Below are 14,601 nucleotides of genomic sequence, written 5' to 3'. Positions count from 1 at the left end.
AGCCCCGGGCCCGCCCGGCAAGCGGTGCTCGCCAGCACATTCAGTCCGGTGATCCGCACCGTCGCTACGGGCACCCTCGCCGTCGCCTGCGGCGCCGCCCTCCAGCTGCTCGCGGCGGCCCACGGCGGCTCGGGGCGGGTGATCGGCGCTTACTGCGCGCTCCTGGGAATGGTCGCCGTGGCGTGTCTGCCGCCGGGGCCCGCCCACGGGGCCGACAGCTCTGTCACGACCGCGGCTGACCGCCGCACATCGAGACGTCGCGGCCGTACGGTCGTAACCGGAGCATTCGCCGCGGCCGATCGGCACCGGCGGGACGGGGACGGCACAGGGCAGGACAGCACATGACGTGACAGCCCAGGAGCGGAGGACGATGCCCGCGCGACCGGAGCCCGCGGCGCCCAACGACGCCGAACTGCGGCGTGGGCTGCGGCGGATGCGGACGATCGCGACCGGGCTGCTGGCCCTTGTCGTGGTCGTCTATGTCGTGTTCTGGCGCTGGGAGAGCGGCGGCGGGCCGACGTGGGCCGGCTATGTCCGGGCCGCGGCGGAGGCGGGGGCGGTGGGCGCCCTGGCCGACTGGTTTGCCGTGACCGCCCTGTTCCGCCGGCCGCTGGGCCTGCCCATCCCGCATACAGCGATCATCCCGAACCGCAAGAACGACCTGGGACGCAGCCTCGAGCGCTTCGTCGCCCAGAACTTCCTGGCCGAGTCGGTGATCCGGGAGAAAATCGCGGGCCTGGGGGTGGCCATGCGCATGGGGGCGTGGCTCGGTGCCCCCGGCCACGCCGAATGGGTCGCCGCGGAGGCATCTGGCCGGTTGGCTGCCGCGATCTCGGGCATCCGGGACGACGTGATGCTGGATGTGGTCGAGAAGACCATCCTGGCCCGGGTCATGGATCGCCCGTGGGCGCCGGCCGCCGGCACCGCGCTCGGCCGGATCGTGGCCGGCGGGCTGCACCATCGTCTCGTCGACCTGGTTGCCGTGCAGGCGGAGGCCTGGCTGCGCGACAATCCGGAAATAATGCTACGGATAGTGACCGACAAGGCCCCATCCTGGTCACCGCGATTCGTCGACGAGGCGATCGCGGCCCGCGCCTACGCCGAGGCGCTGCGGTTCATCAGCGAGGTCCGCGCGGACCCGGACCATCGGCTGCGCCGGGCGTTGGACGACTTTCTGGCCCGGTTCGCCGAACAGCTGCGCACCGACCCCGCCACCGCCGAGCGGGTGGAGAAGCTCAAGGAACGCATCCGTGATCATCCGGAGGTCGACCTGGCGCTCGCGACCATGTGGAACGCCACCAAGGCCATCCTGATCGACGCTGCCGACGATCCCGGCGGCGTCCTGCGGACCCGGATGGCCGACGAGCTACGGACACTCGGCGAGCGGCTGACCGCGGAACCGCGGCTGGGCGCGGGCGTCGACGCCGCAGCCAACGACATCGTGGCATGGATCGTCAACCGCTACCGATCCGAGATCACCGCGGTGATCAGCGAAACGGTCGCGAACTGGGAACCGACCGAGACCTCAACCAAGATTGAACTACACGTGGGCCGTGACCTACAGTACATCCGCATCAACGGAACGGTGGTCGGCGCGATCGCCGGGCTCGTCATCCATCTACTGACAAGCCTGTTGCTATGAGCTCCTTTCTGGTCACGTTTCTGCTCACGCCGCCTCGGCGTGCGCGAGATCTCATCGCAACAGAGGAGGTCAGCGGCACCCCCGGAGGTGATCGGTGTACGCTGAACACGCTGGCGGCCACAGGCCGTCCATGGTGCGCGGTTTTCGGGCCACGCACCCGAGGTCCGTGTGACAGCAGGTTGGTGCGAACCCGGACGGGTTTAATCTGATCATGCTCTGGTGACGCGGCCCGAGCTGGACGCACGATCGCTGCCACATGATCGCCGACGCATCCACGCGGCGACCTCGACACGACGGACGGAAGAACCCTGTCTCAGCACGGTGATACTCAGCCCTCCCCTGCCCGCCGCCGTTCCCGACCCGGTGGTGGTGGCGGATACCGCGGTCGCGGCGGCCCTCGTCCGGGCGGCAAGCAGAACGGACCGAACCGGTCCGCGCCCCCGCCCCGCCCGACACTGCCGACCCGCGAGCCGCGCCCGCCGGTCACCTCCTTCGCGGACGCGGGTTTGCCGCCGTCCCTCGTCACAGCCCTTGCCCGCCAGGGAATTACCGCTCCCTTCCCGGTACAGGCGGCCACCCTGCCCGACGTCCTCGCCGGTGAGAACGTTCTCGGCCGCGCGAGCACGGGATCCGGCAAGACCCTGGGGTTCGGCCTGCCGATGCTCGCGGAGCTGTCGAAGAACCGCGCCGTCACGCCAGGGCGCCCCCGCGGCCTGATCCTCGTTCCCACCCGGGAACTCGCCCAGCAGGTCCACGACGCGCTGGACCCGCTCGCCAGACCGCTCGGCCTTCGGCTGCGCGCGGTGTACGGCGGAACGTCGATCTCCCGCCAGATCAGCTCGCTGCGGCGCGGAGTGCACATCGTCGTCGCCACTCCCGGGCGCCTCACCGACCTGATCGAACGCGGTGCCTGCTCCCTGGAAGAGATCGCGGTCACGGTGCTGGATGAGGCCGACTACATGTGTGACCTCGGCTTCCTCCCGGCCGTGCGAGCGCTGCTGGACGCCACCCCCGCTGGTGGCCAACGGCTGCTGTTCAGCGCGACCCTCGACCGGGAGGTTGAGGTGCTGGTCCGCCAGTACCTGCCAGAGCCGGTGCTCGTCGCCATCGATTCCGAGACCGCGCAGGTCTCGACACTGTCGCGGCACGCCCTCGAAGCGGCGGACCCGGCCGCCCACACCCGTCTGGTCACCGCGCTCGCCGGCGGTTCCGGCCGGACCCTGGTGTTCGCCCGCACCCAGCGGGGTGCGGACCGGCTCGCCGAGCAGCTCACCCGCTCGGGTGTCCCCGCTCAGCCGCTGCACGGCGGCATGGCGCAGAACGCCCGGACCCGGGCGCTCGCCGGGTTCGCCGACGGCGCGCACCGGGTGCTGGTCGCCACCGACGTGGCCGCTCGCGGCATTCACGTCGACGGCGTCGACATCGTGGTGCACGCGGGGCTTCCCAGCGATCCCAAGACCTACCAGCACCGCGGTGGACGGACCGCACGAGCGGGCGCGCACGGTGCCGATGTGCTCGTCTCGCTTCCAGAGGAACGCGGGATTGTGCGTGCGTTGCTGCGTGCCGCCGGTAGCGACGCCCAGCCGGAACCGGCCGACGCGGACGCCGAGGTAGTGGCACGCCTCGCCGGGCCTCCCGCGCCCCGGGTCCTGCCGCAGCAGCGGACCGCCACCCAGTCCCTGCCGGCGTCGGCATCCTCCCGGGTGCCGGCGCAGGGACGGCCCGGCGGCGGTTCACGGCGCGGTACCGACAAGCAGTGGGGCACGTCCTCATCCCGCGGCGGTTCCGCATCCGGTGGCCGTGGGTCCGACCAGCAGCGCCGTGGCGGGCGCCGCCAGGGGCCGGCATCCACCACGGCGACCGGTCAGGGCTGACCCGACCAAAAATGATCTACAACTGACCTCCCTGGCCGTCGCGCGCGTGAAAGTTGTGATCACGCATACGGCGGCCGGCTGACAACGCCGAGGGCGTGGCACCGACTCGTCCGGTGCCACGCCCTCGGCACAAGGCCCGCTGGCCAGCCTGCTCAGAGCCCGTCGGATACCCCGGCCGCAATCACCTGACGCGCCGCTCCCAGCCGCAGCCGTGACGGGTTCGCGACGGAACGCGGGACCCGCCACGACTCGGACGCGCCGTCCACCCGGCTGTCGACGTCCCCTTCCGCCGCCGCCCACTGGCCTGACCACGATCCGCGCGGCTCCAGGTAAACCGATTCATCCTGCTCAGACACCGACATTGCCCCCTCCATACAACAACGACATGTGTAACCAGCCCGTAATGGCACAACGGGCGTGCCCGCATCCTGCGGACACCTGGCTACGAAACATATCGAGCCGACGTTCGGGACAATAAGGCGGCTGTGGGTGAGAATATTCATGCACGATCACAGATGGCGTATACACAACCAAGTTGGCCATCTGCTGGGCATACGCTGTGTCCCAGCGCGGCACAGGCGTGCCTTGGCCGTGTCACTGTCGGTCGACAGTTGTTGATAGTTGATAGTTGGGACAACGACCAGCCGGGCGAAAGCCCGGCCGCGTGCCCGGACCAGGCCAGAACAACGGCGGACGCGCCTGCGCGCGGGTCGTCTCGTCAGCTCGCGGTCACGGCTCAGCTCGCGGTCACGACGCGATGGCCTTCGTACCGAGGAGGCTCTTGATATCCCCCCAGAAGGCTCCGGTCGTGTCGACCTCGGGCCCGAGCCTGAGCAGAGAGGTCCGGCGCGGGCCCTGCAGCCGCAGGTGCACGGGAGTCCTGCCGGGATGCGTGGCCAGGATGCGTTTGAGGTTGCTGACGAGGTCCGGGGTCACCTTGTGGGTGGGCAGCATGAGGACGACAGGCGGTTCCGCGTCCGCGTTGAGGCTCGAGACATCGAGCGTCGTGAGATCCTGTCCGAAGATGCTGATGGCGCCGTCGCGCTCGTTGAGCCTGCCCCGGACCGAGACAACAGCGTCAGGCACCAGCTGCGAACCGTGAATCTCATAGCTCTTCGGGAAGAACAGGACCTCCACGGCGGCGTCGAGATCCTCGACGGTAAGGATGGCCCAGAGACTGCCGCTGGTCTTGTTGACCCGCCGGTCGACCTTCGCGATCACACCCGCGATACGGACCGCACCCTCGCTTCGGCCACTTTCGAGCAAATCGACGATCGACGTGTCCCGATTACGTTCCAATATCTTCTCAGCGCCTTCCAGCGGATGGCTGGAAACGTAGAGGCCGAGCATCTCGCGTTCCTGCGCGAGAAGTTCCGGGCGTGGCCACTCCGCGACGTCGAGATCAAGATCGAGGCCGATTTTGACCGGTTCGCTCTCGTTCCCGTCAGCATCGCCGAACAGACCGTACTGGCCGAACGCCTCAGCCCGTTTAGGGCCGACGACGGCGTCAATGGCGGCCTCATGGACGCGGGCCAGCGCCCGGCGGGTGTGGCCGAGCGAATCAAAGCTGCCCGCCTTGATGAGGGAATCGACGGTACGTTTGTTGCAGACACCGATCTCAACCTTGTCGAGGAAGTCCGGGAACGAGGTGAACGCCCCCTTCTTCTGCCGGGTGGCTCTGATCGAGTCGACAACCGGCGCCCCGACGTTGCGAATGGCGCCCAGCCCGAAGCGAACGTCGGCACCGACCGGTGTGAAATACAGGGACGACTCGTTGACGTCCGGCGGCAACACGCGGATCCCCATCTTGCGGCATTCCGCCAGATACACCGCCATCTTGTCCTTGTCGTCCCCGACCGAGGTGAGCAGGGCGGCCATGAACTCGGCTGGGTAGTTCGCCTTCAGATAAGCGGTCCAGAACGACACGACACCGTAGCCGGCGGTGTGCGACTTGTTGAATCCGTAACCGGAGAACGGGAGCAGAACGTCCCAGACCGCCTGCGCGGCCGCCGACGAGTAACCCTTTTCGTCCATACCCGTCATGAACTCGGCATAGCTGGCGTCCAGGATCTCCTTCTTCTTCTTCCCCATGGCGCGGCGCAGCAGGTCCGCCTTACCGAGGCTGTAACCGGCGAGCTCACGGGCGATGGCGAGCACATGCTCCTGGTAGACGACGAGATGGTAGGTCTCACCGAGGATTCCTTCGAGCACGTCCCGTAGTTCCGGATGGATGGGCGTGATGGGCTTGCGGCCGTTCTTGCGGTCCGCGTACTCGATGTGCGAGTTTGCCGCCATGGGCCCCGGCCGGTACAGCGCCAGCACCGCCGCGATGTCCTCGAACTTGGTCGGCGCCATCAGGCGCAGCAGGCTGCGCATGGGACCACCGTCGAGCTGGAACACCCCAAGCGTGTCACCACGGGCCAGCAGCTCGAAAGTGGGGACATCGGCCAGCGGAAGTTTCTGGAGATCGAGATCGATCCCACGGTTCTGCCGGATGTTACGGATGGCGTCGTCGATGACGGTGAGGTTCCGCAGGCCCAGGAAGTCCATTTTCAGCAGGCCCATGTCCTCGCACTGCGGGAATGGGAAGCCCGTGATGATGGCGCCGTCCGCGTCACGCCGGTGAATCGGTAGAACATTCAGCAGCGGTTCGGAGCAGAGAATGACACCGGCCGCGTGCACACCGGTTCCGCGGGTGAGCCCTTCGAGCCCGCGGGCCGTGTCGATGACCTTTCGGACCTCCTGGTCGGTTTCGTAGAGGCCGCGGACCTCCGCCGCTTCGCTGTATCGCTCGTGCTGGGGGTCGGTGATGCCGGACAGGGGGATGCCCTTGCCGAACACATCCGGCGGCATCGCCTTGGTGATGCGGTCACCGAGAGCGTAGGGGAAGCCCAGGACACGACAGGAGTCCTTGATCGCGGCCTTCGCCTTGATGGTGCCGAAAGTGAGGATCTGGCAGACCTTCTCCTCACCGTACTTCTCCGTCACGTAACGGATCATGTCGCCGCGACGGCGTTCGTCGAAGTCCAGGTCGACGTCAGGCGGGGTGACCCGTTCGGGGTTCAGGAAGCGCTCGAAGATCAGTTTGTGCTCGATCGGGTCGAGCTCGGTGATCCCGAGGACGTAGGCGACCATTGAGCCGGTGGCCGAGCCGCGTCCCGGCCCCACCCGGATGCCCTTCTCGCGTGCCTCACGGCAGATGTCCGCGACGACCAGGAAGTAGGCGGGGAAACCCATCTGGTCGATCATCCGAAGTTCATAGTCGATCCGCTCGCGGACCTCTTGCGAGGGGTCGGCGCCGAACCGGTGTTCCACCCCTCGGGCCACCTCTTTGTACAGCCAGGACAACTGGTCCTCACCGGCGGGGACGGGGAAGCGTGGCATTCGGTCGACGAATGTGAACACCTCGTCGTACGGCTCGACCCGCTCGGCGATCAACAAAGAACTGTCACAGGCGCCGGCGACCTGACCGTCCCACAGTTCCCGCATCTCGTCCGGGCTCTTCAGGTAGTAGCCGTCGCCGTCGAACTTGAACCGCTTCGGGTCATCGAGTGTCTTGCCGGTGCCGACGCACAGCAGTGCGCTGTGCGAGTCCGCCTGGTCCTTGGTGACATAGTGGCTGTCATTGGTCGCGAGCGGTCGAAGGTCCAGCTCCCGGGCGATTCGCAGGAGACCATCGCGCACGCTGCGTTCGATGGCCAGGCCGTGGTCCATCAGCTCGAGAAAGTAGTTCTCCGCGCCGAATATGTCCTGGAAGGTCGCGGCGGCTTCCAGCGCCTTGTCGAACTGGCCGAGCCGCAGCCGGGTCTGGACCTCACCGGAGGGACAGCCCGTTGTCGCGATGATTCCGGCGGCATGCTCGGAAATCAGCTCGCGATCCATCCGGGGTTTGCGGTAGTAGCCGTCGAGACTCGCCAGGCTGGACAGGCGAAAAAGGTTCCGCAAGCCGGTCGCGCCAGCAGCGAGCATAGTCATATGGGTGTAGGAGCCACCACCGGAGACGTCGCCGCCCTCACCGTCGGGATCAGCGTTCCGCTGGCCACCCTCGCCCCAGAAGATAGGCTTCTTGTGGAAACGTGATTCAGGCGCGATATAGGCTTCGATACCGATGATCGGTTTGACACCGGATTTCTTCGCGGCTTGCTGGAATTCGTAGGAGCCGAACATGTTACCATGATCGGTCATACCGACCGCGGGCATCCCGAGACGAGCGGCCTCAGTACACAGGGAATTGACCTTGGCCGCACCGTCCAACATCGAGTACTCGGTGTGAACATGCAGATGGACAAAAGAATCGCTAGCCATCGGTCCCCTTTCTTACCCTGTCCCTCCCTGAACTCTAGCGGCGCATACCCAGGGCCTCCGCACGCGGCACAGTGGTACCAGCCTCAACGACCACAGGGACGCCGGTGAGGCGGGCGGACCGCTCATCAGCCTGATCCCCATACCAGCAACCGATCCTTCCCGCGAACACGGCGTACCTACGAACCGCTCATCACCGCTCATCACCACGCGGACACGCGGACACGTGCCTCACGTCATCGCTCCCAGCCATCGCCGCGCGAGGCACGCGCCCCAGCCCCGCTGCTTGATCCACGCTCCCTGTTGCCGGGCGCTCTAAGTGGTCGCCGCCGGCAGACCCTGGACGAACTTCCGGCGGCAACCACTAAGATCGTCATTCCGGCTCGCCGCGTCCAAGCGCCCCCTGGCTGCCTTGTCGGCCACACCGAGACAACTCATCCGGTCTCGCTTCGGCCTTCCGCCTTGCCAGGGTGCGCCTGGGCGCGACTCACTGATCGAAAGCCCGATCTCACACGCTCTAACCGCTGGGGAGGCGGTAGGTGAGGTCGGCGGCGGGGACGCCGGTTTCCAGCTGGGCCTTCTGCAGGTGGCCGGAGTAGTCCCAGTTGACTGCCTGCCACCGGGTGACCTGGTCGAGCACCCAGCGTCCGGACTGGCGGGAACCGTTGCCGGACCGGCCGTTACCGCCGAACGGCAGATGCGCCTCAGCCCCGGACGTCGAGTTGTTGACGCTGACCATGCCGGCGCTGACACCGCGACGGAACCGGAAAACAGTCGCCGGGTTATTGGTGTAGATCGACGACGACAAACCGTAACCAGGTGCGTTGGCCAGTTCTATGGCCTCGTCGAGGTGCCGGTAGGCGGTGACGCCGACGATCGGGCCGAAGGTCTCCTCATCGAACACCTCGTCACCGGGCCGCACCCCGTCAATGATCACCGGGTGATAGTACAGACCGGTCTCGGCGGCACCGACGAACCCGTCCCGCGGGCGGGCCGCGTCGATCCGCCCGACCGCCGAGGAACCCGCGACCCGGTGATGGTCACGGATGCACCCGAGGGTGCGCTCGAAACCGTCGGCGAACCGCAGATCGAGCAACGGCCCGTACAGGACGTCCGCGAAGGGATCACCAATGGCCGCGGCCTCGACCGCGGCCACGAACCGGCGGACGAACTCGTCGTGCAGCGAAGCATGCACGATCACCGTACCGAGTGAGGTGCACCGCTGCCCGGCCGTGCCGAAACCAGCAAACACCGCGCCGGCGACGGCGGCGTCCAGATCCGCGTCGGGTGCGACGACCATCGGGTTCTTCCCGCCAAGTTCCAGGCAGGGGGTTTGTAGGTGCCGGCCGCACAGTTCGCCGATCATCCGGCCGACCTCGGTCGAGCCGGTGAAGCCGACCTTGTCGACAAGGCCCGCGGCCAGCGCCCGCTCCAGGCCGGTGAACGTCTCCACCCCCTCCGCCGGGACGACTTCGAGCACACCGGCCGGTACCCCGGCACGGCGGATCAGCTCGGTGAACGCCTGCGCGCATGCGGCCGCGTAGACGGCGGGCTTCCAGACGACGGTGTTGCCGCACAACAATGCCGGAACGATGTACCACGACGGAACCGCCACCGGAAAGTTGCCCGCGGTTATCACCGTCAGCACACCAACCGGCTCCCGGAAAGTGAACAACTGCTTGTCGGGCAGCTCCGAGGGCACGGTCTCGCCGTACAGACGGCGCCCCTCGCCGAGAAAGAAGCGGCAGGTATCGATGATCTCCTGTACCTCACCGCACGCCTCGGCCAGCGGCTTGCCGACCTCACGGGTGACCAGCCGGGCGAGCGCGGCCGCATTGTCCTCGACGAGCCGCCCGAGGTTCGCGATCACGCTCCCGCGGACGGGCGCGGGTACATCCGCCCAGCCCGGCTGAGCCGCTCGCGCGGCACGGCAGGCGGCCAGCAGGTCGGCGGGGCTGGCAAGCACGATCTCGGCGACCACCTCGTCCAGACGGGCGGGGTTCGTCGAACGGCGCACCGCCCGGCCCGCATGGTCATGGCTGGCTGCCCGACCGGCCGGCACGACTCCATAGCTCACCGATGTCATCATCACGCTCTCAGCAGGTAGCCGGGACGTCAGTAGCCGGGGTACGGGCCAGCACCCGCTCGAGCGCCGCCACCCCGCGGGAGAGCTCGGTGGCGGAGACGGTCAACGCGGGCCGGAACCGCAGTGCGCGCGGCCCCGCGGGCAGGACGAGAACATGTTCCTCGGTACGCAGCCGGCGCACCACCTCGTTGCGGATCTCCGGCGAGGGCAGGTCGATCGCGCACAGCAGGCCGCGCCCGCGCGGGTTGGTCACCAACGACGGGTAGCCGCGGGCAAGCTCCCACAGGCCAGCCAGCAGATCGCGGCCGAGTGTGCCGGCACGGGCGAACAGCCCGTCCGCCTCCATGATCTCAAGCATCCGACGGGAGCGGACCATGTCGACCAGCCCGCCGCCCCAGGTCGAGTTGATCCTTCCGGTGACCCGGAAGACGTTGTCGGGCACCTCATCCACCCGCCGGCCCGCCATCACCCCGCCGAGCTGCACCTTCTTACCGAACGCGACGACATCGGGACGCAGGCCCAGCTGCTGGTGCGCCCAGGCCGCACCGGTGGCTCCCACCCCGGTCTGGACCTCGTCAAGGACGAAAAGCGCCTCATGGACATGGCACAGCCGTTCCATCGCGGCGAGGAACTCCGCTCGCAGGTGATTGTCGCCGCCCTCGCCCTGGATCGGTTCGGCCAGAAAACAGGCGATATCGTGAGGATGGCGAGCGAACGCGGCCTCGGCCTGGGCGAGCGCGCCCGCCTCGGCCGCGGCGAGGTCGGCGAGCCGGGTGCCCTCCAGCGGGTAGGTGACCACCGGGGTGTCGATCCGGGGCCAGTCGAACACCGGAAAGCGATCGGTCTTCACCGAGTCGGTGTTGGTGACCGACAGTGTGTAGCCGCTGCGGCCGTGAAAGGCGTGGCGTAGGTGCAGCACCCGCGTCCCGAGTGACGGTGACCGTCCAGCCTGGGCATTGCGACGGCTTTTCCAGTCGAACGCGCACTTCAGCGCGTTCTCGACGGCGAGCGCCCCACCCTCGACGAAGAACAGGTGGGGCAGTTCCGGGTCACCGAGAACCCGGGCGAACGTCTCGACGAACCCCGCGTAGGCGGCGGTGGCGATGTCGGGGTTGGCCGGTTTGTTGACCGCCGCGGCGGTCAGTTCGGCGAGGAAAACGGGGTCGCCGGTCAGCTGGGGTGGATTGATCCCCAGCGGCGCCGAGGCGAAGAAGCTGTAAAGATCCAGATAGCGCTGGCCGTCACGGGCATCCACGAGCCAGCTGCCACGGCTACGTTCAAGATCAAAAACGATGCCGAAGCCATCCATGAGGACATGGCGGCCCAGCACCTCCAGCACACGGCCCGGCGCGACCGTGGAGTGTGCGGCAGCCCGGCTCCTGGCGACCGGGGAGATCCGATTCCGCGCGGTGACCGCGGCAGGCATGCTCGGCATCCCATCCTCCTCGCGCATATCTCGCGTCGACCGGTCCGACATCTCAGCGAGACAGAGAAACCTTCGGTAGAACCAGCTTGATCGCAAAGATACTATTCCTTCTACTTGAAATCAAGATAAAATTTTTCCCCTTCGCCGCAGGTTGTCGAATAGCCGACGTCGACAGGACGGCGCAACCACGCGGTGACGGCCATCAGGGACAATTGGGGACGTCGGCTGCCGATCGGGCCGGCAGGCAAACGTCAACGAGGGGGAAAACGCGTGCTCCAGCCACTGACGGACAACGACCCGCGTCAGATCGGGCCGTACCGTCTACAGAGCCGGATCGGCGCCGGCGGCATGGGCACCGTCTATCTCGGGTTCGCCGATGACAACAAACCGGTCGCGGTCAAGGTGCCGTCGCCGGGGCTCGCCGACAGCCCTGAGTTCCGCGACCGGTTCCGCACCGAGGTGACCGCGGCCGCCCGGGTGCGCGGCATGTCGGTCGCCGCGGTGATCGACGCCGACACCGCCGGCCCGCGCCCGTGGATGGCCACCGAATATGTCGAGGGCCGCAGCCTGACCGAGGCGGTGGCCCTGCGCGGCCCCTTCACCGGACGCCTGCTCGACGGGCTGGCGGTCGGGCTCGCCGACGCCCTGGTCGCGATCCACACGGCCGGAGTGATCCACCGCGATCTCAAGCCGTCCAACATTCTGGTCACCTGGGAAGGCCCGAAGGTCATCGACTTCGGGATCGCGCGGTCAGCCGATTCAACCAGCCACACCCGTACCGGCGTGCTCGTCGGCACCCTGGTGTGGATGGCACCCGAACAACTCCGGGGTGAGCGGGCCGGGCCGCCGACCGATGTCTTCGCCTGGGGCGCCTGCGTGGCGTTCGCCGCTACCGGCCGCCAGCCGTTCCGGGGCGAGCGGCCCGAGGCGATCGCCATCCAGATCATGACTGCTGAGCCAGACCTGACCGGCGTGCCACCGGCGCTACGCGCGGTGCTGGCCTGGACCTTGGACAAGGAGCCGGCACGGCGCCCGACCGCGGCGGCGCTCGTCGCGGCTCTCCTCGGCCGCGACGCGACCGACCCCGATGAGACGGTCCGAGCGGCACACACCGCGCTGGCGCAGTGGTGGTCGCTGCCGCCCACCCCGCCACAGGCACCTTCCCAGGCTCCTGCCGAGGAACAGGCGGACACGTTCCGTTCGCCCACCTACCGCACCCGCGCTGGCGACGGCCCGCCGCGCGCCATGCCGCACCAGCAACCAGGACCGCACCAGCAATCCGAGGAGCCGTACCGGGAGCCACCGCCGAAGCCCTCACGACCCCGTCGGCGCGGCACCTTCACCGTTGTTCTGGCGACCATCCTGGCGCTGGCACTCATCGGTGGGATCGCCACAGCCCTGGCCTTACGCGGGCAGAACTCCCCCGCTGGCAACGGGGGCGAAGCGACGGTGGCCGGGCAGACACCAGCAGCCGTCGGCGGGGTCACAACCACCTTCCGAGGCCCAACGCCGCCGGCCGGCCGGACCGCCACCGTGCCACCGCCCGTCACCCCGCCGCGGACGACCACCCAGCCGCCGACGCATGCGCCTCTCACCCTGGCTGAGGCCTCAAACATCGTCAACGCGCAGGGTTTCACCGTGATCGACCACACCGGCTTCGCCGTGGGCCGGAATCTTAATGTCCTGATCGGTCAAGGCGGCGGCACGCCCAGCACGCCCAGCACGCCCAACAGCGCATCCGGCACGCCCCGCCAGTCTGGATTCTTCTTCGTCGGCACCGACCTGATCGGTAAGGACTTCAGTGAACCGAGCGCCGGCATCCACTTCGTGTCCGCGACGCAGACGACCGTCGTCCTGCGCTACGACCTGTACGAACCAGCGGACAAGGCGTGCTGCCCAAGCGGCGGAACCACCGACGTGGTGTTCCACTGGGACGGCAGGAAACTGAACGTCGACCCCGCGTCGATCCCGCCGAACGACCCCAACGCACACGGCAGCCGCCGCTGACCGCGCAGCGCCGCCCGGCCCTGCGGCCCGGTAGTCGCGCATGAGCGTAATCAGTGTGCCACAGCCCAGCTACCGTCCGAGAGAAAGCTCGAACTCGAACCGCTCGATGAGAGCTTGCTCGAGTGGACGCGAGTCAATGATGAGCGTCTTCGCCGCCGCTGGCAGCGTCGGATTCTTCCTGGCTCAGCCCTCGCTGGAAAGCCATTCAGGGCAGCCGATGGTAAATTTTTGGCATGCGGACGGTCATTGACGCCGCCGGGCGCGTCGTCATCCCCAAGGCGCTACGTGACGCTCTCGGGCTCACCGCGGGTCAGACGCTGGAGATCGCGGAACGGGATGGGCGACTGGAGATCGCTCCGACACCGACATCAATGACGTTGGTAGACGAGAGTGACGGTGTGATCGCCGTCACTGATACGGACATGCCGATGCTGACCGCTGACCTGGTACGTGCCACGCTGGAGCGAACCCGGCGATGAAGGCCGTCGACACCAGCGGGCCGTACGCTGGGAAGCGAGCCCGGTTCCGCTACCGGGTGACGATGACTGTCGCGCGGTGTCCGGCAGCGTTCTTGAGCTTCGTGTCGCCGGTGAGCAGCTCGCAGCCGAGTGCTTCGGCGAGCGCGATGTAGGCGGCGTCGTAGGCGCCGAGGTTGTGCCGCAGTTCCCACATCCGGGGGTGGTAGGGCCAGACCGGATGACGGGTGATCCGCAGGCGCGCGTAGTCAGCCAGCATCTGCTCGCCGCGATGGCCAGTGATCTTCTTCCCGGCGGCAAGCCCGCGGACTGTTGACGCGACCTCGACGTCGAGATGGTGCGGGGCGTGCAGCGCGCGCGGGGCGGACAGGCGCTGCCGGAGCACCTCGTCGCCATCGCGGACGGACAGCACATCAATGACGAGCGAGCAGTCAACCACGTACGTGAGGGTCAACGCCGTCCCTCGTCGCGCGCCGCGAGGATGTCGTCCATGGTGAGCTCCACCGGTTCCCTGTCTCGCGCGATGCGAGCGATAACCTCGGCGTTGGTCTCCGTGGCCGCGTCGGCATCCATCAGGTCCCGCAGGTACCCGGACAGTGACTGGCCGAGCGATCTGGCACGCTCGCGGAGGACCGCGAGCGTCGTCGGATCGACATCGCGCACCTGGATGATGCCCCCGTCGGCGGACTCGCTCATAGGTCCACGCTACCACGATTCATGCATCACGCATGAAGCCTCCTCGATGCTCCAGATGCGCCTACCGGCTAGCCGAAGAGCTGGTCGAGGGT

At 67.8% G+C, this 14,601-nt stretch carries 11 protein-coding genes; 5 read left to right on the top strand and 6 right to left on the bottom strand.

Going from position 1 to position 14,601, the window contains the following annotated elements; translation table 11 throughout:
- From MJ783_RS09575 to MJ783_RS09565, 3 genes are all read left to right on the top strand, one after another.
- Positions 1–345, top strand: a 345-nt coding sequence (locus MJ783_RS09575) for a hypothetical protein (RefSeq protein WP_370651582.1), incomplete at its 5' end; no start/stop codon positions are given.
- 25 nt (positions 346–370) lie between these two features.
- Positions 371–1,642: a DUF445 domain-containing protein gene (locus tag MJ783_RS09570; RefSeq protein ID WP_239310026.1), complete on the top strand. Its 1,272-nt coding sequence runs from the start codon at positions 371–373 to the stop codon at positions 1,640–1,642.
- 578 nt (positions 1,643–2,220) lie between these two features.
- Entirely contained in the window at positions 2,221–3,516 is a 1,296-nt protein-coding gene (locus MJ783_RS09565; RefSeq protein ID WP_239310039.1) for a DEAD/DEAH box helicase, read from the top strand.
- 152 nt (positions 3,517–3,668) lie between these two features.
- Here MJ783_RS09565 and MJ783_RS09560 read toward each other — a convergent pair whose 3' ends face one another.
- The 4 genes from MJ783_RS09560 to lat form a co-directional block, all read right to left on the bottom strand.
- Positions 3,669–3,878 carry a hypothetical protein gene (locus tag MJ783_RS09560; RefSeq protein ID WP_239310025.1) on the bottom strand — a complete coding sequence of 70 codons (210 nt, stop codon included), beginning with the start codon at positions 3,876–3,878 and terminating at the stop codon, positions 3,669–3,671.
- A 385-nt stretch (positions 3,879–4,263) separates the two neighbouring features.
- Positions 4,264–7,821 (bottom strand): DNA polymerase III subunit alpha, encoded by a 3,558-nt coding sequence (dnaE, locus tag MJ783_RS09555; protein WP_239310024.1) that lies wholly within the window; start codon positions 7,819–7,821, stop codon positions 4,264–4,266.
- A gap of 514 nt (positions 7,822–8,335) precedes the next feature.
- Positions 8,336–9,880, bottom strand: coding sequence for an aldehyde dehydrogenase family protein (locus tag MJ783_RS09550; RefSeq protein ID WP_239310038.1), 1,545 nt, complete (start codon positions 9,878–9,880; stop codon positions 8,336–8,338).
- Between the two features lie 34 nt (positions 9,881–9,914).
- On the bottom strand, positions 9,915–11,330 hold the full coding sequence (gene lat, locus MJ783_RS09545) for an L-lysine 6-transaminase (protein WP_370651583.1): 1,416 nt from the start codon (positions 11,328–11,330) through the stop codon (positions 9,915–9,917).
- A gap of 270 nt (positions 11,331–11,600) precedes the next feature.
- Here lat and MJ783_RS09540 point away from each other — a divergent pair, with 270 nt between their 5' ends.
- Positions 11,601–13,337, top strand: coding sequence for a protein kinase (locus tag MJ783_RS09540; RefSeq protein ID WP_239310022.1), 1,737 nt, complete (start codon positions 11,601–11,603; stop codon positions 13,335–13,337).
- 233 nt (positions 13,338–13,570) lie between these two features.
- Positions 13,571–13,816 (top strand): AbrB/MazE/SpoVT family DNA-binding domain-containing protein, encoded by a 246-nt coding sequence (locus tag MJ783_RS09535; RefSeq protein ID WP_239310021.1) that lies wholly within the window; start codon positions 13,571–13,573, stop codon positions 13,814–13,816.
- Positions 13,817–13,865: 49 nt separating this feature from the next.
- Here MJ783_RS09535 and MJ783_RS09530 read toward each other — a convergent pair whose 3' ends face one another.
- The gene (locus MJ783_RS09530) at positions 13,866–14,267 is read right to left on the bottom strand and encodes a type II toxin-antitoxin system VapC family toxin (RefSeq protein ID WP_239310020.1); all 402 of its coding nucleotides are present in this window, start codon (positions 14,265–14,267) and stop codon (positions 13,866–13,868) included.
- Complete coding sequence (locus MJ783_RS09525; protein ID WP_045878334.1) at positions 14,264–14,509, bottom strand: hypothetical protein; 246 nt, start codon at positions 14,507–14,509, stop codon at positions 14,264–14,266. The genes MJ783_RS09530 and MJ783_RS09525 overlap by 4 nt, the downstream gene beginning before the upstream one ends.
- Between the last annotated feature and the right edge of the window lie 92 nt (positions 14,510–14,601).

The organism is Protofrankia sp. Cj3 (assembly GCF_917627355.1).
Lineage (GTDB): Bacteria > Actinomycetota > Actinomycetes > Frankiales > Frankiaceae > Protofrankia.
This window is presented reverse-complemented; position numbering and strand designations above follow the sequence as displayed.

What these genes read in the sequence shown, in the direction of transcription:
- MJ783_RS09570 (WP_239310026.1), top strand. Translation starts at nt 371, where the DNA reads ATGCCCGCGCGACCGGAGCCCGCGGCGCCCAACGACGCCGAACTGCGG.
- MJ783_RS09560 (WP_239310025.1), bottom strand. Translation starts at nt 3,878, where the DNA reads ATGTCGGTGTCTGAGCAGGATGAATCGGTTTACCTGGAGCCGCGCGGA.
- dnaE (WP_239310024.1), bottom strand. Translation starts at nt 7,821, where the DNA reads ATGGCTAGCGATTCTTTTGTCCATCTGCATGTTCACACCGAGTACTCG.
- lat (WP_370651583.1), bottom strand. Translation starts at nt 11,330, where the DNA reads ATGCCTGCCGCGGTCACCGCGCGGAATCGGATCTCCCCGGTCGCCAGG.
- MJ783_RS09535 (WP_239310021.1), top strand. Translation starts at nt 13,571, where the DNA reads ATGCGGACGGTCATTGACGCCGCCGGGCGCGTCGTCATCCCCAAGGCG.
- MJ783_RS09525 (WP_045878334.1), bottom strand. Translation starts at nt 14,509, where the DNA reads ATGAGCGAGTCCGCCGACGGGGGCATCATCCAGGTGCGCGATGTCGAT.